Source organism: Alteromonas portus, from assembly GCF_005117025.1.
GTDB classification, from domain to species: Bacteria; Pseudomonadota; Gammaproteobacteria; order Enterobacterales; family Alteromonadaceae; genus Alteromonas; species Alteromonas portus.
The window spans coordinates 648,048-673,046 of the sequence record NZ_SWCO01000005.1 but is presented as its reverse complement, the minus strand read 5'-3'; the positions used below and the strand labels follow the sequence as shown (position 1 = coordinate 673,046).

Sequence of the window (24,999 nt, the reverse complement as noted above, 5' to 3'; positions counted from 1 at the left end):
ATATCAAAATGAGAAACAGACAAGACGCCGAATCGATTGCTTCGCATTTCGCCACCTATTTTGAGCCCGATGTTTCTAACAGAACGGAAAGTATCAAAGCTTCATTTGGTATACGCCATAACGTGTATGCAGAAGAACTTAAACTTGAACCGATAAGAGCAAATAAACTAGAAACCGACGACTTCGACTCACATTCGATCCACTGTCTCATTAAACATAGGTTATCTTCTACATTTGCAGGGACAGTTCGTATAATAACCTCTCAATCAGAGGAAGAAAGACTTCCAATTGAAGTCTTTTGCAAAGATAGTATAGAAGATGAAGAATTCTTACCGTCAAACTTCGAACGCAAAGATATTGTAGAAATTTCCAGATTAGCAGTTCCGGAACATTTTCGTAGAAGACGAATGGATGAGTTCGACGGCGCAGCCATCGGTGCAATAAACGAGCATACATATTCAGAGACTGAGTTACGCTGCTTTCCATTTATTGCAGTAGGATTATACCTTTCAGCGACTGCTGTTTTAATCGAGAAAAATATCCATCATTGTTACGTTATGGTTGAACCTAGACTGGCTAGAAGTATGAGATTGGTTGGACTTCCATTTAAACAAATTGGCTCGGTAGTTGACTATCATGGTCAAAGAGCACCATTTATTATTAATCCTATGGAAGTGCCTGCGAACCTTAGAAAAGGTTTTGGGGAACTTCTTACTGAAATTAGAAGGGAAATTTTCGAGGCTAACCAGACCTGTATCGCTCCCTCTACAAAGCACGCTGGACTGCGCCCATAACTGTCAGCTTATTTTACAACCCCGCTATCAAATCGCGGGCAATGCGCAAAAAGGTTTGCTTTCACAACATGTTGCAAAATTGGCGCGCCGTTTGCTTTAAACAGCAATGATATGATTTTTTTGTTGATGTATTGAGGTAAATCATGCGTTTATTAAAATTGGTAGCAATACTCGCTCTGCCCGTAGTTTCACTGTCGTCACTAGCCGATGAATTCTACATTAATAACGGAGCTGATTTCGATGCATCGAAAAACAGTGACGTTGCCGTTGACCAAAACACCACTGGTTGGCTTACTGAACTCCTTCATAAATACGAATCGAACACTACGGCCTTTTGTTCTGCTGCAGAACTTGCTGGTGGTTGTGACATCAATACATCGGGAGGCGCGGACCTAACGTCGTTTGGTGCGTTTTTGAGCTCGCTCGGTACAAATGGGGTTACAGACCTTAGTCCGTTTGATATTCTTGACGCATCCGGCCCAAGCGATAACGGTTATTCTGAAAGCTGGGGCATCACATTCAATTTCAATGTCGAGGGTACTATCGGTGGATCAGATTTAGCCACAGACTACTCTGAGGGTGCTGTAGTCTTTTACTATTACGACTCTGCAACACTCGCGACCGGTGATATTTCAACAGCAGTTGTTGAACTGTTTACCGTTGACGTATATGGAACATCTAATTCTCCAGGCGGACAAATTCTGAGAGGCTTTATCTCTTCATTTGGTTCAGGCTCTATAAACGGCGTAGCGATTACCGACTTTTTTAATGTGAGTTCTGGTACGTTTGCTTCAGTATTAGAAAATCAGCAGGACCTCGCTGTGAATATTGATTACAACACTGACGCAAACCTCGTGACAATTAACGATAATGGTGACGGAACGACTTCTTTGAGTGGTACTCATGACGGTTCAGTTAGTTTTGCGGTCGTGCCAGAACCATTTTCGGTGGCTTTGTTTGGTTTATCATTGTTTGCCATCGGCACTTTGTCTCGCAAAAAAGCTATTAAGTAAGCGTTCGTAAGATTCGATAGAAAACAAAAAGCTCGCTTAGGCGAGCTTTTTGTTTTATAAGACATAACTGTTAGTATCTACCTGTTAGCAGCGTTGACGCTTATCGAAGGAATGAAAATGAACAAATTACTGATATTCTTTGTGTGCTTAGCAATCAATGCAGGTTGCTCTAAGCAAACACCGCAAAACTTGTTGGATGATGCTGAAAAGTCACTAGAATCAGACGACTTTAGAACAGCCGAAATAAAGCTGAAAAATCTAGTAAAAGACAATCCAGATTCTCTTGAAGGAAGAAAATTACTTGCAAATGTTTATTTGCAAAGCGGACAGTATGCTAACGCAAGAAAAGAGTTAGAGTTCATCCTTTCAAAAGAAAAAAATAATAATAAAGTAATAGAGTTGCTCTATCGCGTTCTATATTTTCAGGAAGATTACGAAGGGATAATAGAAAAGTCGGAAACCCTCCCAGATGCCTCCAACGCCTTAATTACCCAAATTTATGTATATCGCTCTATCGCATTCTCAGCTCTAGAAAATCCTATCAAAGCTAAACGAGCTTTAGAACAAGCAGAAATTTTTGCAGATGCAGCAGACTATACATCATTTGGAAAAGCTTATCTTTTAAGTGAGCAAGGGGCTTATGCTAATGCTCAAATTTTGCTTGAGGATTTACTTAGCACTAATGCGAATTTTTATGAAGCAAGACTTCTTCAAGGGCAACTGTACGCCAAGGAAGGTGACTATGAAAATGCAGTAAAGAGCTTTGAACAATTTAATAAAGATCAGCCATCAAACAACAAGGGGAAGCTTCTATTAGCTGACAGCTATACTAAAATAGCCCAATTTGAGCAGGCAAATCCTCTCATTAATCAAATTCTATCCTCGTTTCCAAATCATCATTATACGAATATATTGAAAGGTATTGTTTTGTTTAATGAAGATAAATTTGAATCGACGATACGGCACATGGATATCGCACTTATCAGTGAGCCCGATGACGTCATCGCGAAATTATATGCTGGAGTGGCTGCCTATAATTTAGGAAAAAACGAACAAGCATTTGAATACTTACTTCCAGTCAGCAAAAGCGTAGCTGCCACTCACCCAGTGAACAAAATTTTATCTGATATTAAGATAAACTTAGGTTATACCTCAGATGCTTTAAAGGATATGGGTAATTATTCCTTCATAGACGATAAAGACAAACAACTTTTATTTAAGTTAAGCGCTGACCTGGTCAATAAGGGAATGACCGACGAAGCAAAAGGTTTGCTAAAAAAGATAAAAGTTAATAATTTAAATGACGCAGGGTCTCTAGCGAAAATTGGTATTCTCAAATTAAGTTTAGATGACGCAAGCGGTATCTCAGATTTAGAAAAGTCACTATCGATAGACGATGAAACTATCACAAGGTTTGCATTAATCGAAGGCTACATTAACACTGACCAATTATCATTAGCAAAAGGACAAGTAGATGATTGGTTACTAAAATCTCCCGACAATCTTCAAGCACTCAATACTGCGGCAACTGTGTACTTGAAACTAGGTGACCTTAAAAAAGTAGAAGAAATACATGCCAAGGCGCTTTCACTCGATAGTTTGAACTTATACTCGATCAATTTTTACACGAAGAAGGCAATTGAAAAGAAAAACTTCGATAGAGCTATCGAACTGCAAAAAAAGTTAGCAAAATCTACAAAAGCTACAGGCACTACTTTGTTTAATTATTTTTTGTTAGAAAAAGAACAAGGAGAAATAGAATCGGCTCTTTCCCTTTACCGAAAAAAAATTAAAGAGTCGCCTGAAAATTTTGAATACATTACGAGCTATGCGCAAGCATTGCTGTCTGAGGGTAAGTCACAAGAGCTTATTGATACCTTTGAATTAGTAAAATCGAGGAGGCACGCCCCAGACAAGTTCTGGCAATTATGGGCCGAAGCTTTTTTAATCAACGGGGATGAATTGCAGGCGTTAGGTGTTTATCAAGATTGGAGAAACACAACGCCTACAAACATTAAGCCATGGCTATTCCCTGTCATGTTGTTTGATAAAACTGGCAAATTTGATAAAGCGTTACGAGAAACAGAAAAAGCGCTGATAAGATTTCCTACTTCTACGCAATTTCAACTATTGCGGGCGCACTATCTGATATTAAATAAGCAAATTAAAGAATCGCAAAGAGCTGTAGAACTACTTAGCGAAGAGTCGAAAAACACTCCTGAATATAAAAGTATTATAGGACATATAGCTTATGCAAAAGGAGACTTCCCTTCGGCAATCAAAGCTCTAACTGATTATTATAACACCTCTTATTCTTCTAGGACGGCTTCAATTATATATAGTGCTAACGTCAACAATAACACACCGGGTCAAGGGGTTAAATTTCTAGAAGAACACCTCGAAATCCGACCTGATGACGCAACGATTAGGTTAACTTTGGCAAGCATTTTTTCAAAGTTCGATGTAACAAAGTCTATTATGCATTATCGAGTATTAGCGAATTCAGAACCTAACAACTTCATTATCCTTAATAACTTATCTTGGCAGTTGATTAAGCAAGAGAGATTTAAAGAAGCTCTGGAGTATGGGGAGAGGGCTTTTGCAATAGCCCCGGAGAGTGCTACAGTTTTAGACACTTATGGTTACGCACTTTTGAAAAGTGGCAATGTTGAACAAGCAGCCGTTATTTTGAATAAAGCTTTTGAGATTGCCCCAGACAATGAGCAAATATTAAAGCATTTAAATGAAGCCAACACGGCAAAAAGCGCAGGCTAATTGTTTTTCGAATAATTCGATTTGTCAGACAATTTTACATTTACGAACAACCTGTTTTATAAAACTATGATAATTAAAGAATAATTACTTGGCGCGCTTTTCGCATTAAGTACTACCGAACGGTTGCAGAAAGGATTTGAAGTGTTTGATGTCGCAGCCTTACTAGAATATTTAGTTTTGTTACAAGGATTCAAAAATGAAATTAAAACACATTGCAATAGGCGCTGCGCTAACGCTCGCGACTACAGCTTTATCTGCTGAAGAGTTTTATATAGATGTAGGTGTAGATTTCGATAGCAGCCTAAACCCGAATACCGCCGCTGGACCAACTACAACTGGCTGGCTAAACGAATTACTATACAATTATCAATCAACCACTGTTGCCGACTGTGGTGCATTATCACTTTCCTCTGGGTGCAACATTAACACGTTTGGTGGAGTAAATTTATCAGGTTCAGTGGCGGATGCATTTAATTCATTAGGCCTAAACGGTATCAGCGATTTATCCCCCCAAGATTCCCTAAATCAGATTGGCCCTAGTGATAATAATTATTCGCAAGATTGGGGGCTAACTTTTCAGTTCAATCTATCGGGTATAATATCTGGTACTGAACTGATTACTGATTATGATAGTGGAGCTATAACGTTTTACTATTATGACTCGATTGAAGCTACGATTTCTGACTCATTTACCGAGCTATTTACAATAGATGTATATGATACTATTAACACACCTGCTGGCGGTCAAAACCTAGCTGGGATCTTGAGCTCAGTAGGAACAGGAACCGTGAACGGCGTTATGGTAGGTGATATGTTTAATTTCGCTACGGGTTCGTTTAATGACCTCATTACTTCTTTTGTTAATATTGTTGCTAGCGTAGACTACAATACTGATGCATCTCAGGTGGTTATAACAGACAACGGAGATGGCACAACAACATTAAGGGGAAATCACGACGGCTCGATATCTTTTGCTGCGGTGCCCGAACCTTCAACAATAGCCCTTATGAGCTTGGGCCTTCTCGGTTTGGTAAGTACCACCCGCCGTCGCCGCAAGTAATTAAATAAACGATATAGCTGTTCTTTAAATCTAAAAAAGCCCCAACGTATAATCACTGGGGCTTCTTTATTTTGCCTTTCTCAACTCCAGACACTTCTCAGTGAAGACACTCCAAGCGTACTAATCATCACCTTTTGCAAGAAGCCTTTTCAAATACCAACACATAAAACGTTGTTTCCAGTGCTTATTCCCGCCTGGTCGGTTAGTTTTGACAAGTTTATTTAGGTAAGCATCAAAATGAAGCCCTTGCGGTGCATGAATTACATCCCCCCTTCCTAAAAGAATTTTTAACGCATTAGTACATAAGACTCCTGCGGCAAGAGATATTCCCATACAAGTAGAAGGTACTTTAGAATCTTTCTCTGTAAAATTAACACTCGCTTTTTTTACAAGATAATGCCTTTGCAGCATACTCGGTGACATACCTACCACAAACCTGAGTATTTGCTCTTCGAAGTCGACACCGTCTAAACAAAAATACTCTTCAAAGCTCATTTTGTTTGGTAAAAAACACATCATTGCTGTGCCCATACCCATTGGCGCCGCAGAGATAGCAGGAATACCTTTGTCGTAACAAGCTTGAAAAACTTTTCGCCGTATATCGACTTTGAATATATCTAAACTATCAACATACAAATCAACGCCATCCAAGAATTCATCTAAATTATCTTCAGAGATACCGCTAGGAAAGTTCTTTAAACTTCCTGATGGGTTTATAGACGTTAGCGTTTCTTCCATGACTAACGATTTGTCTTTACCCACCGTATTTACATTAGCACCGGCTTGTCTATTGAAATTCACATAGTCATAAGCATCCATATCAGAAATGTGAAAATGGCCGATACCTAAACGAGCTAATACAATCGCATGGTCACCACCAACACCACCTAATCCACCAATCGCTACTTTGGCATTTTTCAGCTTTATCTGCTCTTCTTCGGTTACCCACCCGATATTTCTAGAAAAGGCTTCATTGTAGTCAAACCCCACTTCGTACTCCCTCATCAAAGATAAATAGTGTTATTTAGTTATAGCACTCTTTAACAGATAATCGTACTGGTTAAAATGAGCACCTAATCTAAAACTTATATATTTCTAAATCATTAATGGCTATGTCAATGCGTTTTGTTATAGCTTCAAGGTCACTATTCTTTGTTCCCTCAAAATATCTTTCAAAGTTATTGCTTTGTAATTGGTTATTAGGAAAGTCTAATTTAGGTAGAAGAATAATTTCACGGGAAGTAAACCTTCTCTGTATATGAACTGCATGCTTGTTGTCCAAAGTAGCGATATGCGCTAGCTTTGTTCCTGCTCTATCGGCTACCAAATCATCAAAACTAAACCCACTGCCTCCTTCACTGTCGAGCAACTCTTTATACAACCCTACTTTATTACTAAACGAAACATTTGTTGTAAGTTCGATTATCATAGAATAAACATAATGTAGGCTATGGTCGAAACGGCCATTAATTTGAGTGCTTCTTGTGTTATAGGGCAAATTGTCTAATCCGATTAAATCTGCAAACTGGTTCGAACCTACTAAGATCGCTACTGCCCATAGGGCGGCTTCATTCTCTTTTTTCGGTGACAGAGCATTTGGCGAATTTTTAGCAGCTTTGAAAGCGTGCGCAATATAGATGCTTAAACGTGTTTCAGAATGTGGGATAGTATCTAATACATTAATATAAACTGTGACAGCATCTTTATGTACAGTAGCATTTTGAAATATTCTTTTAGATACATTAAAAAATTGTCTCTTTCTTTGGCGAATGTTCTCTCCCAGTGATTGAGACTTTGTCATTTTCCCAACCAAGTGCCCATGGTCTACGTGTACCGAACGGAGTGAACCTTTAACTAATTCAGCCAGTTCTTTCCCTCCGAAAAATTGAACGCTGTTAGTGATAAGAAACTCCGTCACTTTTCCACTTATCGGAATTAATCCTATTTTGCACTCATCTATTAGTGTCTCCGCAGAACCTCCTAATAAACAAAATCCATTTATGTACAAAGGCTGGTTGATTATAGTAAAGCCCAATTGAAATACGAAGATTCCATTATTTACATTAAGATTTATCCTCGTATTAACATTGGCTAGGTCATTGGCTAACAGAAGCATGCTGTTAAGGTCTTCTTCAGAGAGACTGACTGCAAAGTCTTGGTTGTCATTAAGTAACTCTTCCCTCAGCTCTGTAAGAGAGCTATACGCTTTTTTAACAACATCTCCAGAGACATTTTCACTCTTGCTCAAGATAGGCTTCGTGGAAGTGACCATCACAGTAAACACTGTTGACATAATCAAAAAACATACAAATAGCTGAAATGAAAATTTCATCGAAGCTCCAAGGTGTGATTAAAGCTAAACTAAGTGCGTCCGCGATTGCTTAAAATCTCTAATGGTTCTATTCTAGAAGCCTAAAAAATGGATTGGATAAGCAAAAGACTGCACTTCTTATGAACTCTCTGGCCGTAACAACTGAAAAATTAGAAAAAGAGCAGTTGACCTATATTGCAGATGAATGGCTCAAATTGGAAAAACTTTCGAGTAAAAGCTTTTTTACTAGCTGGAAGTGGATCGGTTGTTGGCTAAAAATGGTCAATTATAATACTAATTTAATTACTGTTTATGAGCACAACCAAGTTGTTGGTATGGCATTCTTTTCTATCCATAAAGAAAACAAACCCTTTTACTCTACGAATCAACTTTGGATAAACAGAACTGGGAAACAGAGTTTTGACCAAATCTGGAGTGAATACAACGACGTTCTATGCCCAAGAGGAAGAGAATGGTCTATTCGAACTGTTGTGTTAGACCATCTAACCGCAGAATATCCATTTGTAGATGAATTCATATTGGGGGTTAGCAGACAAGAAATTTCTGAAACCCCCTGCTCTACACACCTTTTTCCAAGAACAATCTGGGAAACTAAAAGTTATTCAACAACTTTGAAACCTGAGTTTGCGTGTTTAGATAACTATCTTGCTACCTTATCAAAGAACACCAGACATCAAATCAGACGTTCAATAAAACTTCTAAAGGAGAAAGGTGACGTCAAATTAAAACGTGCAGACTCTCTTGAAGAAGCGCTAGAAATGCTCTCGGACGCGGGAAAACTTCATCGTATGAGATGGACAGGAAGTAAAAGTGGGTTCAATAATCCACGGTTTAAAGATTTTCACCAAGAGCTGATAAAGCGTAACTTTAGTAGCGGATGCATAGATATATTATCTTTAAGTGTAGATGGTGTGTCCGCTTGCTTTCTCTACAATTTTATACACCATGGTTACGTATACTTCTACTTATCAGGCATAAAATATGAAGATGACAACAAATTAAAACCGGGTTTGGTAGCTCATGCGCTTGCGATATCTCTTTATGCTGAAGAAGGCAAGACTACATACGATTTTATGGGTGGAAGAGGTCAGTACAAAGCTTCATTATGTAGTGATGAAGAGACGTTAATAATAACTAGCTTCCAAAGAAAACGCCCCCTATTACTTTTAAAACGCTGGATTGACGAGTCAAAATCTCGTTTTAGGCTCTCGGACAGTCTTTCAAATGAGAGGGGATAATTTACTTTTAAAGAGCTCAACTTGGGTGTTAGGTGCGGCTTGGTTTAACCGAGCCTTAGGCTTTCTTTCCGTTTTTCTTTTGGCTAGGCTGCTTACCCCAACGGACTTTGGTGCATTCGCTGTATTACTGCTAGTAATTCAAGCTACTAGTGTATTCACTGATATCGGTGTTGATCAATACTACATTCAAAAATTAAAGGTATCAAAAGAAGAACTTTGTGCCTGCTGGACTTTAAATTTTGGAATTAAAACAAGTCTTACCATTCTGCTTGTATGTCTCGCACCTTTTGTTGTAACGCTGCTAGAACGAGAAGACTTATTGTTACCTCTCATTACGCTAAGTTTTTTGCCACTAGTTAATGCAGCTAACAATGGCTTTATCATTCATTTAAAACGCGAAATGTCGTTTCACTACTTTGCAAAGTTTGCGGTTTTTGGACAAATTGCAGGTAGCGTTATATCAATTACCATTGCTTACTTTTATGCGAATTATTGGGCACTCGTAATGGGAATGTTAACCAATGCTGTAACTCAGTGTTGCGTGAGTTATATATTTTTAAAAGAGCGTACGACTTTCACTTTCATACATTTCAGAAAACCTCTTCACTTTGGGAAGTGGTTACTGTTGAGAAATGGCGTTGCACATATACGCGCGAAATTCGACGTATGGTTTGCTGCTTCAATATTCAGTCTATCTAATGTCGGCGGTTACAACACGTTAAAAGATATTGCTATGCTTCCGTCAAGAGAACTTGTAGGCCCTTTGTTCCAAGTATTTTTTTCATTTATGTCCATGGGTAACAGACAAGAAAAGGGTTTTGATCGCATCTATGCAACGTGTTTCGTGGTGCTACTTCTATGTATTCCCATGACTATCGGACTTTTCCTACTCTCAAAAGACATAACGTTACTGCTACTTGGTGAACAATGGGTAGTGTATGCACCTATCTTAGCGACACTAGCAATATTGACACTGAGCGCTACAACAGGAGACTTTGTCAGCGATGCTTTATTGTCCCGCGGTCTAGTGAAACATGTGTTCTTCTACGACTTAATTACACTTTGTGTAGCACTTATATCTCTTTATTTCACTTATCAGTTTCTTACAGACCCTGATTCGTTGGCAATATTTAGGGCGTTATTTAGTGTATTTATGTTTTTAAGCAGCCTAGCCTGGCTTTCAGTAGTAGTTAAAATGAGTGCAAAGCGTTTGATTAGAATGTTCTGTATTATCTTTATTTGTGGGATAGTAATGTCGTTCTTTATCTTTTTGGCCTACAGCACTTTTAACAACCTAATCGTAAGAATTCTGTTCACCTCAATTGTTGGCGCGACGACCTACTTCATATCAATATTCTTAGCCACATTTTTTCCTCTTTTTTCCCCTGAAGATAGAAAATTGTTGAACCAAGTGGCATTTTCTATAAAAAATAAAATGAATAGTAAGGCTTTGTAATGAGTACTGAGCGAAAAGCCATTTTCCTTGACCGTGACGGAGTAATAAACCAAGAAATTAATTACCTTCACAAAATCGAGGACTTTAAATTCACTGACAATTGTATTAGTGCCCTTAAACTGTTGCAGAGCGCTGGATACAGCTTATTCATTGTGACAAACCAAGCCGGTATAGGGCGAGGATATTACTCTGAATCGGATTTTCACAACTTAATGAACTGGCTTGATACAGAACTCGCAAAACATGGTGTTAATATCACTGATATCGAATTCTGCCCCCATCATCCTACTGGTGCAACTGGCATCTATAAAAGATACTGTACATGCCGTAAACCTAAGCCAGGGATGCTTCTCAATCTCATCGGTAAACATGATGTAGATGTAAGTAAAAGTTTTATGGTTGGCGACAAGTTCAGCGATTTGGAAGCCGCTGAAGCGGCTGGAATAGAGAAATGCATACTAGTAAAAACGGGGCATGCTTTCCGAACAGAAAATACTCCTTCAAGGTGGCAAATTTTTGATTCACTTTTTTCTTTCGCCCAGAAACTCAATCAGGACTCTTAAGTGTGACTCAGTTACTTATACAAAAACGCGTGTTAGTTTTAGGTGAAGATACTAGGAGTTTCCTCTCTGTAATCCGGTCATTAGGGGCAGCCGGTATGGAAGTAGATATAGTTACGCTTATAAATACTACCCCTGCTTTAAGATCAAAGTATATTAAAAAAGTTTACAAGCTAAACTATCAGGCATTTACTCAAATTGAATATTCGGCGAAAGTTACTGCGATTATAGAAGATGGGGATTATGATTTAATTGTTCCTTGTGATGAAAGATCATTGTATCCACTGCTGGACATTCAAGAATCTAAAAAAACAAAGGCGACCTTTGCTATCCCGGATCGGAATATTCTCGGCCCACTATTTGACAAAGAAGAAACGAGAAAATTAGCCGTAGAATTGGGAATTAATGTCGCTTCAGGAGAACACTGTGAGTTTAATGATACTTCTTCAGAAGCATTAATTTCTAAATACTCGCTCCCTCTCGTATTAAAACCAACCAAATCATACGAAAGTGAACAGCTAAATCAAAGAAATACCGTTCTTATAGCCCGCTCAATCTCTGATATTGAACTATTTAAACAACAAAATGATCAATGCTTAGTTGAACTTTTTTTTGAAGGGACAGGCATGGGAGTATCTGTCTTTTCTTGGAAAGGTAAGGTAAGGGCAGCGTTTGCTCACAAACGAGTGTCTGAGCCTGAGCACGGTGGAGGAAGTTCATATAGAAAAGCATGCCCATTACCGCCAGATATGCTTGATGCATGCCAGAAAATTTGTATCCACTTGAACTATAGCGGTGTAGCCATGTTTGAGTTTAAATATAACAGTAGCTCGAACGAATGGATTCTCATCGAAATTAATGCACGCTTCTGGGGGAGCCTTCCACTTGCTATTTTCGCAGGCGTTGATTTCCCCAAAATTCTTGCTACTTATCTACTAACTAATGAAAAAAGCTATAAGCTTACGTACAATTTAAAAGCGCACGCAAGAAGTCTAACATCCGATCTTTACGATATAAAAGCCAGTTTTGAACGCAATAGGACACAAAACGGAACGGCTAAAGCTTTATCTAATGCTTTTCCTCGCTTATTTGGCTTCATTAGGCTGCTAACAGGAAACGATACTATCGATACCTTCCAATGGGGAGATACTCGACCGTTTTTCAGTGAGATTAATGAACTTATAGGAGAAAAAATAAAGCGAAGATTCAGGATGTCAAAACATTCTAACAATGCAAAGCAATACGCCAACTTACTAGCTGAACCAATTAATGAAATTTTGGTTGTCTGTTATGGGAATATAATGCGTTCTCCGTTTGCGGCAAACCTGTTAGAGAAAAAGTTCCACCGACAAGGAATAAACGTAGTTGTAAAAGGAGCAGGGTTTCATCAACTAGAGAGCCGCCCTTCTCCCGAACGGTGTATACTGGAAGCTAATAAGTGGGGAGTAGATTTAAGAAGCCATCGTTCTAGTTGGTTGTCACAATCTATGATAAAAAGTCATGGACAATTGGTCATCTACTTTGACTTGAAACATGAGTATTTATTAAACAGTTATTATCACAGTTATAGAGCTTTAAATTTGGCTCATTTCGTACCGCCTCCGGCCGGGCCGTTAGAGGAAATCGCTGATCCGTATGACGGTTCTCCCGACGCGCTTGAGCAATGTTATTTGAATATAAGTAGTGCACTCGATGAGCTTTTAATTACTCTAACGGCTTCGAATTCTATAACAAAATAATATATAAATTTTGACGCAACTTGGGCTAACCTAAACTGAACAAAAAACAACCAACAGTTTGGATTTAGTTCATGGACGACTGGCAAATAAATGTTGTATTTGGTTCCTCGCAAGGATTAAAAAATGATGCTCTGATCGTGAGTAAAGTTATAAAGGAGCATTTCCCTGATATTACAATTAGAGAGTTTGATGGGACTAAACATACTTCTGTAAACTGTTGGAATCTTCTCAAAAAACTTTTCTCCTCCATTTTTTTAGGGAAAAAGCAACTTACCATTCATTTTGAAGAAATTTATAGCGAGGTAATGGTTAACACTCATGTCAATATTTTTTTTCCCAATCAAGAATGGTTACGTAGCAAAACTCAGCAAAAAATAGACGACAATGTACATGTATTTTGTAAAACAAAGTACGCATTGAAACAACTCAGCGCTAGATGGTTACATTGTGAGTTTGCAGGCTTTACCTCTAATGATATTCAAGATAAAACTATCGAAAAAGACTACGGTAAATATCTTCACGTAGCAGGAAAAAGCGAACAAAAGGGCACCATCCCACTATTACAAGCCTGGCAAAAGCACCCTGAATGGCCCACTCTCACCGTGGTAAGCAGACTGAATGAGCACCAGAAATTTAGGGCAGAAAACTTGAAAATTCTTAGCTCATTTTTGCCTCAAGATGAACTGGAATTTTTGATGAACAAATGTGGCATACACCTATGCCCATCTGAAGCTGAAGGCTTCGGTCACAGCATAAACGAGGCTATGTCAACCAGCGCAGTGGTAGCTGTAACTGATGCTGCTCCTATGAATGAGTTTGGTGAGGACCTGTTTCTCTTTAATGTTTCACGCAAGAGTACTCGATATTTCAGCAGTATTAACGAATGTTCAATCGAAGATATAGAGAACACAATTGAACTCATACTATCAACAGGCTTAGACAAGCTAAAAGACATTGGCAGAAAAAATAGAATTCGATACGAAGAGCAAAAGTTAGCATTCGATAGAAATTTCATAAAACTTTTAAGAGAATGCGTAAATACGAGCTCAGCAAACCTAGTAAAGCTAAAATAAACGCTCAGTTGATATAGCTTACGCTTTACTCCTATTTGAAGAATAGATACGATTACTTTTTACTTTAAAACACGGAATAAAGTTATAGTGACTGATGGCGATGTATGCCCTCCTAAATTAGCAATAGTCATTCACACGGAAGAAGAGTTTGACTGGGGAGGCGGCTTTAACGTTGACGCTACTTCTGTATCTCATGGCGAAGAATTATTTGCCCTAGTGCAGTCTCTTTCTTTGATGGGCGCTAAAACAACGCTTGCAATGGACTATCCATTTGTAAGTAGTGCGCAAGGCCAGAATTGCATTGCTAATATTAAGATAAGTAAAGAAATATCGAAGAATGTAGAGTTTGGAGCTCACCTGCATCCATGGGTCAACCCTCCTTTTGAACAAACGGTAGGGTTCGTTCCGGAGCATCTATCTTATCCAGGTAATTTAGGTTACGAACAAGAACGCGCAAAACTTGCAGAACTAACCGGCAAAATTTCCGAACAAACTGGCACTCGTCCAGTAACTTATCTCGCAGGAAGATACGGTATCGGGGATAACACGCACCAAGTTTTAAATGAATTAGGATACAAGATTGACGTAAGTATTAGTCCTTTCGCTGATTACCGACATCAACATGGGCCTGATTTTAGAAACTTCAATAACGATATAAAATTAGAAAATAAAATCCTAAGCTGGCCACATTCAAGTGCTGTTGTTTCGCCCTTCTCTTTTGTTCGCAACTATTTCAACTCTTCGCCAACTTCATACTCAAGTGAAAACTTGTTTATAAAAGTATTGAAGAAGGTTTTCCGAGCTAAGCTACATAGACTCTCCCCAGAGGGCTTTTCGCTTACTGATATGAAGAATGTCGTTAAATGTCAAAATGCTCTCGGACAAACTTATTTTATTTTATCTTTTCACTCGCCTAGTGTGAAAGCTGGTCTTACTCCCTATGTCAAAAATGATAGGGAGCGTGGCGAGTTTATAGAAAAAATACTGTCTTTCGTTAATTGGTTTGAAAAATCCTTAGATGGTGAATTTATTACTATCAACGAACACCCATTGGTACGCAAACTATGACGAACACTGATGTAAAAAACACCCCATTTTTTAGTGTCGTGATCCCCACTCGAAATAGAGTCGACCTGTTCAAAAAGGCACTAAGTTCGGTTTTATCTCAGACATTCACTAACTTTGAAGTAATTGTTGTGAACGATGGTTCTGATGAAGAGTCTCTTGAAGCATACAAGCAGTTTGAAAAAGAAGCGCCGCCTAACGTTTACTTCAGATATCAAAGAAAACGCCCTAATGGACACGGTCAAAGTTACTCCATGAATACCGGCGCTCTTGTTGGTACTGGGAAATACCTTTGCTTCCTCGATGATGACGATGAATGGGTTGATACTGAACACTTAGCTCGAGCATATGAGAGCATATCAGATAGTGAAGGGACGGTAGATGCTTATTACACGAATCAAACAGCAGTATTTGTAGACGGTGTTGTAAAGCAAGGCCCTATATGGCTAGAAGATTTAGCTGTAAGACTACAACATAAGCAGTCTGACGTTCAAGGAACGATGGTCGTGAGCGTGCCTGAATTGCTCGAAAGCCATGGCTTTGCGCATTTGAATTGCTCTATTATAAGACGAGAGCTTTATTTAAGCATAAACGGAATGGACGAAAATATTCGTTGGGAATGCGACCGAGACCTATATCTTCGAACGCTAGACCGAGCAGATACAATACTGTACAACCCCTGCGTAGTGTCTCGACACCTCATTCCTGATACAAGTAAAAAAGAAAATATGACAACCATGGTTAATATGCTGGAAAAACGCTTGTATCAGGTAACAGTATTCCAAAAAGGAGCCCTACTGCTAAAACGTTCTTCGCTGCGTACCTATTGCTTAGCGTATCTAGGCTTTATTTATCAACACATTACTCACGAATTACTCTCTACCAATCGTGTTAAAGAAGCTTCATTATACGCTTCAAAAGCACTTGCCTGTCGATTTAGCATCAAATGGCTTGTATTTACATATTGGTTGAAAACAAAAGCACTGCTTAGTTAAGTGGATACTATGAAACTAATTATTCAAATACCTTGCTACAACGAAGAGCACACATTACCCCAAACGGTAAATGATTTACCTACCCAAATAGAGGGGATCGATGAAATCGAGTATATGATTATTGATGATGGCTCCTCTGACAAAACGATTGAGGTAGCTAAATCTTTGGGTGTTCATCATATCGTTGTAAATAAGAATAACAAAGGGTTAGCAAGAACATTTAGAAAAGGCTTGGATGAATGCTTAAAACGTGGTGCTGACATAATTGTTAACACCGATGGTGATAACCAGTATGCAGGGTGGGATGTTGCAAAACTAGTCGTTCCAATTCTTGAAGGGAAAGCTGATGTTGTAGTCGGGGATAGAAAAACAAACGATATTGAGCATTTTTCGCCATTGAAAAAACTACTACAACGAGTAGGTAGTTATGTCGTTAAAAAAGTATCTGGAGTAAAAGTTCCGGATGCTGTGAGTGGATTCCGCGCCTACAGCAGAGAAGCTGCGTTACAGCTGAACATAATAAGCCCGTTTAGCTATACCATTGAAGCTTTGATTCAATCAGGTAAAAAGCATATGGCTGTTACTCATGTTCCGGTTGAAACTAACGCTAAAACGCGAGAGTCTCGCCTTTTCACTAGCATTCCTAAATTTATCGAACGCCAGGTAACTACGATTTTACGAATGTACACCATGTATCAACCACTCAGGGTATTTGTGTTACTAGGTGCATTGATCACTTTAATTGGACTTATCCCTATAGTTCGTTTCCTCATCTTCTATATGATGGGAGATGGAGATGGTCACATACAGTCGTTAATATTAGGTGGAGTGCTTACTTTACTAGGTATAATCACATTTTTAATTGCGATCATAGCCGACCTCATTAACTTTAATCGTCAACTCATTGAACAAACACTAGAAAAAGTAAGGCGAATGGAGTTACAAATGCTTGATGAAAAGAAAGCACGTGACGATAGCTTAAAGAATCGTTCTTAATGAAAATTCTTATTGTTACCTCCAATTACCCCCGGTGGGAAGGTGATAGCACAACTCCATTTGTGCATAATTTCGCAAGAGAGCTGGTCAATCAAGGAGTTGAAGTAAGAGTTTTGGCACCGCACTACGCGGGCGCGAAGACTAAAGAAGAAATGGATGGTGTTGAAATACGCCGGTTTCGATATTGGCTACCTGAATCAGGTCAAACGGTATGCTACCAAGGTGGCGCGTTGGGTAACTTGCAAAAAAGCTGGCTTAACAAAATTAAATTACCGATTTTAGTGGCCAGCGAATTTTTCTTTACCCTACTCCAAACATTAGTTTGGAAACCCACTTGCATAAATTCTCATTGGCTTATACCACAAGGTTTTGTATGTGCGCTTGTTGCTTTTCTGACAAAAACAAAGCACGTAGCTACGATTCACGGTGGCGACGTATTAGCCCTAGATAGCAATATTCTTAGAAAATTCAAATCATTCACTCTCAAGCACTCAGATATAGTGACAGTGAATAGTTCAGTAACTTGGGCCAAAGCTGAAGAACTATCGCCTTCAACAGTAAGCAACTTAATGCTTTTGCCAACCGGCATTTTACCGAAACCCAAACTAAATCTAGAAGATGTTTCGGTAGTAAGAGCGCAATTACTCCCTGGGTCAAAGAGATATTTGCTACTTTTTGTAGGCAGGGTTAATGAGGAAAAGGGCGTTAAAGAGCTGATTGAGGCGACAAAGATACTGTTAGATAACGGTTACTCGGTACATTTAGCTATCGTGGGTAGAGGGCATCAAGAGCAGCAATTTAAAGCTTTGGCTGCAACGCTAAACGTTGAGAACGCGGTAACGTTTGTGGGCTGGATAAATAGTTCAGAGATATATCATTACTACGCAGCTGCCGACATTTTTATTGGCCCATCAAAACGAGCTGACGACGGCTGGATAGAGGCACAAGGCTTAACGTTTGTTGAAGCGATGCTGGCAGGTTGCAAAGTAGTAGGTACAAATAGCGGTGGCATACCCGACGCTGTCATTGATGGCAAGACAGGCTGGTTAGCTGAACCAGGTAACGCTATTTCGCTAAGCGAAAATATTAAGAAAGCACTAGATAACGACAGTACAGAAATAATCGATACCGCCAGCGCTTTTGCAAAGGACAACTATTTAGTACAGAACACTGTTACGCGTTTCTTGAAGTCTTTGAAGGATGTAGCGTGAATCAAAATCCTAAAGTCTCAGTAGTTATCCCTGTATTTAACGATTTTATTAGGCTAGATCAATGCCTAGATTCACTAGCAAACCAGACTTACAAGGGCGAAGTTGAAATAATTGTTGCCGATAACAATTCAACTCACTGCGCTAGGGCCGTTTCTAAGAAGTATCCTTTTGCAACATTTATAACCGTTGAAAAGCCAGGCTCATACTCTGCACGCAATGCCGCGCTTCCTCTTTGCTCAGGCAATGTAATTGCGTTCACTGATTCAGACTGTATTCCTGATGCAAACTGGATAAAAGCAGGCGTCGAGTGCCTGCATTACGAAAACGCAGATCTCGTTGGAGGGAATGTTGATGTGTTTATCGAAGGTGACAACATAACCCCTTCTTGGGCAGAAGCATTTGAATTATTGTTAGCGTTCCCTCAAAAAGAAAATGCAGAACTAAACCGCTCTGTCACGGCAAATTTTTTTATCACTGCAGAGGCAAGAGTGAAAACCGGCTTTTTCGACGAAGATACCTATTCAGGGGCTGACTATGACTTCTCAAAACGCGCAACCTCTCTTGGCTTTAAGCTTGTATTTGGTAAAGACGTAATAGTAAAGCACCCTGCTAGGCCTAGTCTTAAATTGCTCAGAAAAAAAGCAAGACGCGTAGTAGGCGGTTTTTATGCTTTACGCAACGCAAACGAAGCGATGTCTAAACAATTCTCTTTTTTAACACTAATCAAAGATGCGGTGCCGCCGTTTCAAGCTATCACTACAGTGTCAAAAACAAGGAAAGCAAAAGGCATATCGTTCATTGATGGTTTGAAGGCCATTCTTGTTGCATGGCATAACAAGCTTTATCGACTGATTATTAAACTCGGGTTTCTTTTAGGGTTTTTATCACAGACAGACAGATGACCATGGATGCCACCAGACTAGAAGACGACAAACATAACCATAGTTGCCTTAAGCCACCGCTCGTCAGTGTTTACATAACAACAAAAAACAGAGTAACAATGCTTAAGCGTGCGGTTCATTCTGTACTTGAACAGACTTATCCAAATGTTGAAATAATTATTAGTGATGATGGCTCAACCGATGAAACACAGCATCAAGTAAATCAGTGGAGTGAACAATATACGAATATAGTTTATATTCGTTCTTCGTCATCCAAAGGCGCTTGTCACGCTAGAAACAGCGCAATTCGAGTAGCAAAAGGCAGATTTATTACTGGATTAGACGATGACGATCGCTTCACACCCGAGCGCCTTCAAATATTTGTAGATGCCTATGAACCACAGTATTCATTCATTTGCTCACAAGCATACAATTACACCGGCACCAAGTATGTACCCAGCCGATACTATGGTAAGACAATTACCCAAGCACAGATTTTTAGAAGAAACTGCGTTGGTAATCAGGTTTTTTTTGAACGACAAAAAGCGCTAGAAGCTGATGTGTTGTTTGATGAGTCATTCCCAGCATGGCAAGATTTTGAGTTTTTTACGCATCTTATTGTCAAATTCGGCGCTGCTAAAAGGATACATAGTAGAACCTACATCATGCATACCGATCATGAAAAAGAGCGAATAACGAACCCTAAAAGAATTAAGCAGGGATATCGAAAGTATTTAGCAAAATATAAAACGCTCATGTCTACATCGCACCGCTTGTCCCTTTTGGTCAACTTTATAGTGTTATCAAATAGACCATTGCCTAAAAGGGTAATCACAATGTGCGTTTTGAATGGACATTTTTACGACTTATTCAAAATTTTCAAGCGCAGGATGGCACGATGAAAGTGGTCTTTCCATATACTTATGCGGGTTCAGGCAGTGACGTTTGGACAATCAGTATGGTAGAGCAATTAAGAAAAATGGGGGTAGATGCTAGTGCCACCGTTTATCCCAAGCATTATCAGTTCTATCCATACTTGCTTAAACCGCAAGTGAAAAATAATGTCGCAGACATCGTACATACTAACAGTTGGACTGGGGGCGCGTTTTGTCATCAGGGGCGTTTTCACGTAACAACAGAACATTTAGTAGTACACGATCCACTGGTAAAACCTTATAAAAGTTTTGCGCAACGAACGTTCCACAAAATGGTCTATCAGTACGAACGCAACTCCTTCAACCATGCTGATGTTATTACCGCAGTAAGTAACTACAGCGCTGAACAGGTTGAGTTGCAGTTTAAGGTACCCGCTAAAGCAATACAAAACGGGATAGACACCACAAAGTTCTATCCCAAAACTACCAGTAACTTTAGTGAGCCCTACGGCAAAGGAAAATTTAAATTACTTTTTGTAGGTAATTTCAGCGTTCGAAAAGGCGCTGATTTATTGCCGAAGATTATGTCGAAGCTGGGTGATAATTTTATCTTGTTCACCACAACAGGATTACAAGAAAAGGCAATAACCGAAGCTGAAAATATAGTATCGATTGGCAAATGCAACCATCAGCAGTTGCTAGAATATTACAATTACTGCGATGCATTACTATTCCCCACCAGACTTGAAGGGCTTAGCTTAACGACTTTAGAGGCTATGGCATGTGGCATGCCCGTAGTGACTAGCGATTGCTTCTCTATGCCCGAACTCATTGTTGATAAAAAAGGGGGGAGTTTGTGCCCGGTTGATGATGTCTCTGCGTTTGTTGATGCAGTTATATCTCTAGCAGACTCACCACTCCATGCAAAGAGTATGGGCGAATTTAATAGAGAGCGTACGTTAAAGCATTTCTCGTTAGAAAAAATGGCGCAACAATACATAAACTCGTATCTAAAGCTTATTTAGTGCACAATAAACGAAACGCACTAAACCAATAAATCCATTGTCTGGAATAGAGAACTTGAACGAAGTTATTGTGTAGTAACTATTTTTACATGTAGCACAGCTTAACAGTAAACTCTTTAAGTTTATCATCAAAGCCTTAATCAAAATGAAGGTAAAGGAAATGCCTCGATTAAAAAATAAAATTATTTACTCAGTGTTTATACCGCTTTTTCTAGTTACCTACGTTTTACTTGCAGGAATAGGCAAACTGACGCTTAATAGTGGGGAAATTTTTCCCTTTTTCTCATGGTCTTTATTTTCAGGCTTTCACGAGAAAGCACCACATTACATGGTACAAATTCATTCCGTTGACGGACAAAAAAATTTTGATATTCCCGACTATGTCTCTTCTAACAATCATCCTGACAAAATTAGGGTTGAGAAGGCAATCATGGTGGCGCTTCGGCAATGTAAGGCTTCACCGAACTCCCTCGACTGTGAGATGGAAATAAGGAAGAAGGTAGTCCCAATGTTGAAACGGATTTATCCCCAGTTGAATATCACATTCAGTGCAGTGCTTTGCACATATGACTTTGAATTTGTAAAACAACACTTTCAAAAAGCCAACAATACCGTTCCCATGTTTAATCGTGACAATTGTAAAACAGAAGTGATTTCTGGACCTTGGAGCACGTTGTAATGTTGAATAACTATTTTCTTCTCGCTCGAAAAGTACGAAGATTTTTGGGTGAAAATACTAAACCTGTTCTTTCTGTTACAGACTTTACACATGCTTCTGCACAGATAATTACTATCACGCGTTTTTTCTACCTATTTGTTACTTTTTATATCTACAGCAGTTCAAGCAGTATTCTAAAGTTTGGCCAAAAAATACCGCAAGACCCACTGTGGCCAATAGCGATTTTGGGTGAAGAAGTTTTTGTAGGGCATGGCGCATCCTTGTTTATTTTTTCTTTCGTAACAGCTTTGGCAGCATCTATCCTTCCAGCCAGCCTTTTATTCAGAGCCGCCACCTTCCTATCATTGTTCTTTATAACCGCATTCAACAACTCGTTCGGCTCTATCTCACATAGCATGCACTTCGTTGTTTTTGTAAGCTTTTTATTTATTTTTCTGCCCAATCAAATTAAAAATAACAATTACCCAACTCGGATTGACAGATTAAGTGCTATCGCTGTGTTCTGGTGGATTCAAAGCATACTGTTATTGTCATATACTCTCGCCGGTACATTAAAAGTACTTTCCACAGGGACAGGATTATTCGTAACAGACGGGCTAATGCGAACGGTATTAACGCGAGCTATTCCTAACGGAGGCTCGCCGCTTGCCTTCGAGCAAATCGTAAGTAATAACAGCTTAGTAACGCAATTTTTTTACTTAGGTAATATTTATATTCAGTTAATTTCAATCTTTGTTCTTTTTAGGCCCAATTTGCATAAGTTTTATGGCTGCGTTCTAATTATGTTTCATTTCGGCACATTTATTCTGCTGCAGATTAAATTTACACCCCATATCATAATTTGGGGGCTATTTTTTGTTATGTCCCCTCTCGCTCCTAAATCTTTTTCCTTATTGGGTACGCTTAAAGCCTTGCCAATTGTAGGGCTGACATTTAAACCTTTTGGTAGTAATACAAAGGAACCTTTAATGAACGAACATACCGCTTATTTAGTTTATGATGGTGAATGTCCATTTTGCACAAACTATACGCATATGCTCAACGTAAAAGATAAAATTAAAGACTTTAGGCTTATAAATGCGAGAGACGGTGGCGAAATAGTAGAAAAAATTAAAGCGATTCCATTCGATATTAATGAAGGAATGGTTCTGGTTTACGGGGATGATTATTATTTTGGTAGTGATGCCTTACATATGATGAGTTTGTTATCAACTGGCTCAGGTTTCTGGGGAACGCTAAATAAATACATGTTCAAGTCGCCCACTGTCGCCAAAGTAGTTTACCCATTCATGCGTTTTGGAAGAAACATGACGCTGAAGCTTATTGGTGTAAAAAAATTAGATTATGACAGCTAGAAGAATTAACGATGATGTCAATGCAGGTTAATAGTTGGCTTAGTTAAGAGTGTTTGAAGTTTTTTGCCGTTAGTCGTTGATGGTTTGCTAATTTCGCTCTGCTTCTTTGACCAATTTTAAGTGACAACGTATTTTCTGGATTGATGCATAGCTGTTTATATACCAGTAGTAGAAGATAGCCCTGCACCTTTCCGTTGTGCTAATCATACTGAAGCGCTTCCAAATTAGTTGCGCTTTCCTGATAGGCGGCATCAACCCCATAACTATTCCATGAAGACCTACGTATTTTGCAGAAATGGCATCGCCTTTGCGCCGCGTATATGCTCCGTGCGCCAACCTACGCATCTTTGTTTTATGTTCACTTAGCGAAGCTCGCGCAGGGTGCCACACAAGGGCAGCGCCTTCAAATACTAAGTTTCCCCCTGCTGTGTGGAGGCGAAGGCACCAGTCTTTATCTCCCCCAGACTTCAAATTTGCGTTAAATTTACCTACTTTCACTAGCGCTTCATGACTAAATGTTAAATTAGCAGTAACTGCAAAATGATGCTGCTCTACATAGCTTTTTTGTGGGAATGCTTTTATAAGATCAATAACTTCTATAGCAGTTGGTGTATCGGGGTTTTCACAAAATACATTTATCCCACCGCCTACAGCATCGGCTTTTGAGTAGGACATTTTATCTACAACATTTTTTAGCCAATCTTCTGAAGGTATACAGTCTGCGTCAGTAAACGCATAAATTTTAGCAGTGACAAAATCTAAAGCTTTATTTCTTGCACTATAAGAGCCGGGCCTTGTTTCTATTAGTAACGTTAAGTTCGAATATATATCTGCTAACTGTGCAGGATGATAATCGGACCCATTGTCAACCGCTATTATATGAAATGTTTTTTCTATAGATTGCTTTTGTAATGCTTCTATACATATTTGAAGGCGCTCAGCATCGTTATAAAAAGGGATAATCACGGCAATATCCACTTCCAATTTTTGTGCTACTTCCATTATCTGCGGCCTATTTTCTTAAATAATTAATGAGCTGGAAATTAATTTAATTCGAATATACCTTTTACAACAAAGTTATCGAATTCGGCAAAAACCCTCTTAGAAGGTGACCAGGTGGAGTTGCTACCACCGTGGAACGTACTAAACATAAATGTATCGATAAGAACATCTTTTGCCCCTGTAAGTTGCAAGTTTCCTAGTCGGGACAATTCATTTCCATCTACACTAAGCACTACAGTAGCGTCATTTACTAGAGGATTACTATTTAACTTAACGTCCAACAAAACATGGTGCCAAACGTTACGTTGGAAAGCAAAACCAGTGTGAATAGGATATGCCGTGCCACACCTCTTAGTTCTGTTCTGGTCATAGACATATAATGCGGGCACACCACCTTCAAGCCAAACAACTCTAACAGACCAACCCTTCTTGGACTGCGCTTTACAACCAGAGGTTAATTCACCACCACCTAAACCGTGAAGTTTTCCACCTCTAACAAATTCAAAATCTTCCCCAAATTTGACCTTGTAAGAGAGTTGGGCGCGATATACCGGTTGCTCAAGAAGAACTTCAGCTGTTACACGTTTTGTACCACGTGAAGTTGGTATGTAAGTCACTTTTAGGTGAGCATTGCCGTTGCCTGGGCTTACGTAATTAATGTCATCTTGTACTAACGTAAGACCGCTGGTTCCCCATTTTTTTATATTAAAAGATTCAAACGATTCATCGTACAACGGGGTTGTATGAATAATTTTGAAGTTAGTGCCCTCTATTCCCACACTCGCAAAAACGTCAAAGCAAAGTACAGCGAGAATCGAAAAATATGGTGCTATTCGTCTGAATATCATAATACAATAAAAATTCTGAAGTGATGA

General features: G+C 39.1%; 22 protein-coding genes. 18 read left to right on the top strand and 4 right to left on the bottom strand.

Annotation, left to right across the window (positions count from 1 at the left end):
* Positions 1-8 precede the first annotated feature (8 nt).
* From E5672_RS10830 to E5672_RS10815, 4 genes are all read left to right on the top strand, one after another.
* Positions 9-794, top strand: a complete 786-nt coding sequence (locus E5672_RS10830) for a PEP-CTERM/exosortase system-associated acyltransferase (RefSeq protein ID WP_136782214.1) — start codon at positions 9-11, stop codon at positions 792-794.
* A 143-nt stretch (positions 795-937) separates the two neighbouring features.
* Positions 938-1,807 carry a hypothetical protein gene (locus E5672_RS10825; protein WP_136782213.1) on the top strand — a complete coding sequence of 290 codons (870 nt, stop codon included), beginning with the start codon at positions 938-940 and terminating at the stop codon, positions 1,805-1,807.
* Between the two features lie 117 nt (positions 1,808-1,924).
* The gene (prsT, locus tag E5672_RS10820; RefSeq protein ID WP_161569397.1) at positions 1,925-4,582 is read left to right on the top strand and encodes an XrtA/PEP-CTERM system TPR-repeat protein PrsT; all 2,658 of its coding nucleotides are present in this window, start codon (positions 1,925-1,927) and stop codon (positions 4,580-4,582) included.
* Positions 4,583-4,778: 196 nt separating this feature from the next.
* Positions 4,779-5,642, top strand: coding sequence for a PEP-CTERM sorting domain-containing protein (locus E5672_RS10815; RefSeq protein WP_136782211.1), 864 nt, complete (start codon positions 4,779-4,781; stop codon positions 5,640-5,642).
* Positions 5,643-5,762: 120 nt separating this feature from the next.
* On the opposite strand, the gene E5672_RS10810 is transcribed toward E5672_RS10815, so the two are convergent.
* Together E5672_RS10810 and E5672_RS10805 are read right to left on the bottom strand one after the other, a co-directional pair.
* Positions 5,763-6,632 carry a ThiF family adenylyltransferase gene (locus E5672_RS10810; protein WP_240692211.1) on the bottom strand — a complete coding sequence of 290 codons (870 nt, stop codon included), beginning with the start codon at positions 6,630-6,632 and terminating at the stop codon, positions 5,763-5,765.
* An 88-nt stretch (positions 6,633-6,720) separates the two neighbouring features.
* Complete coding sequence (locus E5672_RS10805; RefSeq protein ID WP_136782210.1) at positions 6,721-7,974, bottom strand: YfiM family lipoprotein; 1,254 nt, start codon at positions 7,972-7,974, stop codon at positions 6,721-6,723.
* Positions 7,975-8,066: 92 nt separating this feature from the next.
* Between E5672_RS10805 and E5672_RS10800 the strand changes: the two genes are divergently transcribed.
* The 14 genes from E5672_RS10800 (at position 8,067) to E5672_RS10735 (ending at position 23,122) form a co-directional block, all read left to right on the top strand.
* The gene (locus E5672_RS10800) at positions 8,067-9,212 is read left to right on the top strand and encodes a GNAT family N-acetyltransferase (RefSeq protein ID WP_136782209.1); all 1,146 of its coding nucleotides are present in this window, start codon (positions 8,067-8,069) and stop codon (positions 9,210-9,212) included.
* Positions 9,154-10,668, top strand: a complete 1,515-nt coding sequence (locus E5672_RS10795) for an oligosaccharide flippase family protein (protein ID WP_161569396.1) — start codon at positions 9,154-9,156, stop codon at positions 10,666-10,668. Before E5672_RS10800 ends, E5672_RS10795 begins: the two co-directional genes overlap by 59 nt.
* A complete protein-coding gene (gene gmhB, locus E5672_RS10790; protein ID WP_136782207.1) occupies positions 10,668-11,231 on the top strand; it encodes a D-glycero-beta-D-manno-heptose 1,7-bisphosphate 7-phosphatase in 564 nt (187 codons plus the stop codon). Before E5672_RS10795 ends, gmhB begins: the two co-directional genes overlap by 1 nt.
* A gap of 2 nt (positions 11,232-11,233) precedes the next feature.
* Positions 11,234-12,967 carry an arsenate reductase/protein-tyrosine-phosphatase family protein gene (locus E5672_RS10785; protein ID WP_136782206.1) on the top strand — a complete coding sequence of 578 codons (1,734 nt, stop codon included), beginning with the start codon at positions 11,234-11,236 and terminating at the stop codon, positions 12,965-12,967.
* Between the two features lie 71 nt (positions 12,968-13,038).
* Positions 13,039-14,040 carry a glycosyltransferase gene (locus tag E5672_RS10780; RefSeq protein ID WP_136782205.1) on the top strand — a complete coding sequence of 334 codons (1,002 nt, stop codon included), beginning with the start codon at positions 13,039-13,041 and terminating at the stop codon, positions 14,038-14,040.
* A gap of 87 nt (positions 14,041-14,127) precedes the next feature.
* Complete coding sequence (locus tag E5672_RS10775) at positions 14,128-15,108, top strand: polysaccharide deacetylase family protein (protein ID WP_136782204.1); 981 nt, start codon at positions 14,128-14,130, stop codon at positions 15,106-15,108.
* Positions 15,105-16,100 (top strand): glycosyltransferase family 2 protein, encoded by a 996-nt coding sequence (locus tag E5672_RS10770; RefSeq protein WP_136782203.1) that lies wholly within the window; start codon positions 15,105-15,107, stop codon positions 16,098-16,100. The genes E5672_RS10775 and E5672_RS10770 overlap by 4 nt, the downstream gene beginning before the upstream one ends.
* Positions 16,101-16,109: 9 nt before the next feature.
* Positions 16,110-17,096, top strand: a complete 987-nt coding sequence (locus E5672_RS10765; RefSeq protein ID WP_136782202.1) for a glycosyltransferase family 2 protein — start codon at positions 16,110-16,112, stop codon at positions 17,094-17,096.
* Complete coding sequence (locus E5672_RS10760) at positions 17,096-18,307, top strand: glycosyltransferase (protein WP_136782201.1); 1,212 nt, start codon at positions 17,096-17,098, stop codon at positions 18,305-18,307. Before E5672_RS10765 ends, E5672_RS10760 begins: the two co-directional genes overlap by 1 nt.
* Positions 18,304-19,209 (top strand): glycosyltransferase family 2 protein, encoded by a 906-nt coding sequence (locus E5672_RS10755; RefSeq protein ID WP_136782200.1) that lies wholly within the window; start codon positions 18,304-18,306, stop codon positions 19,207-19,209. The genes E5672_RS10760 and E5672_RS10755 overlap by 4 nt, the downstream gene beginning before the upstream one ends.
* On the top strand, positions 19,206-20,090 hold the full coding sequence (locus E5672_RS10750; RefSeq protein ID WP_136782199.1) for a glycosyltransferase: 885 nt from the start codon (positions 19,206-19,208) through the stop codon (positions 20,088-20,090). The genes E5672_RS10755 and E5672_RS10750 overlap by 4 nt, the downstream gene beginning before the upstream one ends.
* Positions 20,087-21,088, top strand: coding sequence for a glycosyltransferase family 4 protein (locus tag E5672_RS10745; protein WP_136782198.1), 1,002 nt, complete (start codon positions 20,087-20,089; stop codon positions 21,086-21,088). The genes E5672_RS10750 and E5672_RS10745 overlap by 4 nt, the downstream gene beginning before the upstream one ends.
* Before the next feature lie 160 nt (positions 21,089-21,248).
* Entirely contained in the window at positions 21,249-21,767 is a 519-nt protein-coding gene (locus E5672_RS10740; RefSeq protein ID WP_136782197.1) for a hypothetical protein, read from the top strand.
* The gene (locus tag E5672_RS10735) at positions 21,767-23,122 is read left to right on the top strand and encodes a DCC1-like thiol-disulfide oxidoreductase family protein (RefSeq protein ID WP_136782196.1); all 1,356 of its coding nucleotides are present in this window, start codon (positions 21,767-21,769) and stop codon (positions 23,120-23,122) included. The genes E5672_RS10740 and E5672_RS10735 overlap by 1 nt, the downstream gene beginning before the upstream one ends.
* Positions 23,123-23,209: 87 nt before the next feature.
* Here E5672_RS10735 and E5672_RS10730 read toward each other — a convergent pair whose 3' ends face one another.
* Complete coding sequence (locus E5672_RS10730; RefSeq protein ID WP_136782195.1) at positions 23,210-24,124, bottom strand: glycosyltransferase family 2 protein; 915 nt, start codon at positions 24,122-24,124, stop codon at positions 23,210-23,212.
* 41 nt (positions 24,125-24,165) lie between these two features.
* On the bottom strand, positions 24,166-24,972 hold the full coding sequence (locus E5672_RS10725) for a polysaccharide lyase (RefSeq protein WP_136782194.1): 807 nt from the start codon (positions 24,970-24,972) through the stop codon (positions 24,166-24,168).
* Between the last annotated feature and the right edge of the window lie 27 nt (positions 24,973-24,999).

Excerpts from the sequence above, each read along its gene's own strand:
- E5672_RS10735 (WP_136782196.1), top strand. The coding sequence starts at position 21,767 with ATGTTGAATAACTATTTTCTTCTCGCTCGAAAAGTACGAAGATTTTTG.
- E5672_RS10825 (WP_136782213.1), top strand. The coding sequence starts at position 938 with ATGCGTTTATTAAAATTGGTAGCAATACTCGCTCTGCCCGTAGTTTCA.
- E5672_RS10760 (WP_136782201.1), top strand. The coding sequence starts at position 17,096 with ATGAAAATTCTTATTGTTACCTCCAATTACCCCCGGTGGGAAGGTGAT.
- E5672_RS10830 (WP_136782214.1), top strand. The coding sequence starts at position 9 with ATGAGAAACAGACAAGACGCCGAATCGATTGCTTCGCATTTCGCCACC.
- E5672_RS10780 (WP_136782205.1), top strand. The coding sequence starts at position 13,039 with ATGGACGACTGGCAAATAAATGTTGTATTTGGTTCCTCGCAAGGATTA.
- prsT (WP_161569397.1), top strand. The coding sequence starts at position 1,925 with ATGAACAAATTACTGATATTCTTTGTGTGCTTAGCAATCAATGCAGGT.
- E5672_RS10770 (WP_136782203.1), top strand. The coding sequence starts at position 15,105 with ATGACGAACACTGATGTAAAAAACACCCCATTTTTTAGTGTCGTGATC.
- E5672_RS10745 (WP_136782198.1), top strand. The coding sequence starts at position 20,087 with ATGAAAGTGGTCTTTCCATATACTTATGCGGGTTCAGGCAGTGACGTT.
- E5672_RS10815 (WP_136782211.1), top strand. The coding sequence starts at position 4,779 with ATGAAATTAAAACACATTGCAATAGGCGCTGCGCTAACGCTCGCGACT.
- E5672_RS10805 (WP_136782210.1), bottom strand. The coding sequence starts at position 7,974 with ATGAAATTTTCATTTCAGCTATTTGTATGTTTTTTGATTATGTCAACA.
- E5672_RS10730 (WP_136782195.1), bottom strand. The coding sequence starts at position 24,124 with ATGGAAGTAGCACAAAAATTGGAAGTGGATATTGCCGTGATTATCCCT.
- E5672_RS10740 (WP_136782197.1), top strand. The coding sequence starts at position 21,249 with ATGCCTCGATTAAAAAATAAAATTATTTACTCAGTGTTTATACCGCTT.
- gmhB (WP_136782207.1), top strand. The coding sequence starts at position 10,668 with ATGAGTACTGAGCGAAAAGCCATTTTCCTTGACCGTGACGGAGTAATA.
- E5672_RS10725 (WP_136782194.1), bottom strand. The coding sequence starts at position 24,972 with ATGATATTCAGACGAATAGCACCATATTTTTCGATTCTCGCTGTACTT.
- E5672_RS10765 (WP_136782202.1), top strand. The coding sequence starts at position 16,110 with ATGAAACTAATTATTCAAATACCTTGCTACAACGAAGAGCACACATTA.
- E5672_RS10750 (WP_136782199.1), top strand. The coding sequence starts at position 19,206 with ATGACCATGGATGCCACCAGACTAGAAGACGACAAACATAACCATAGT.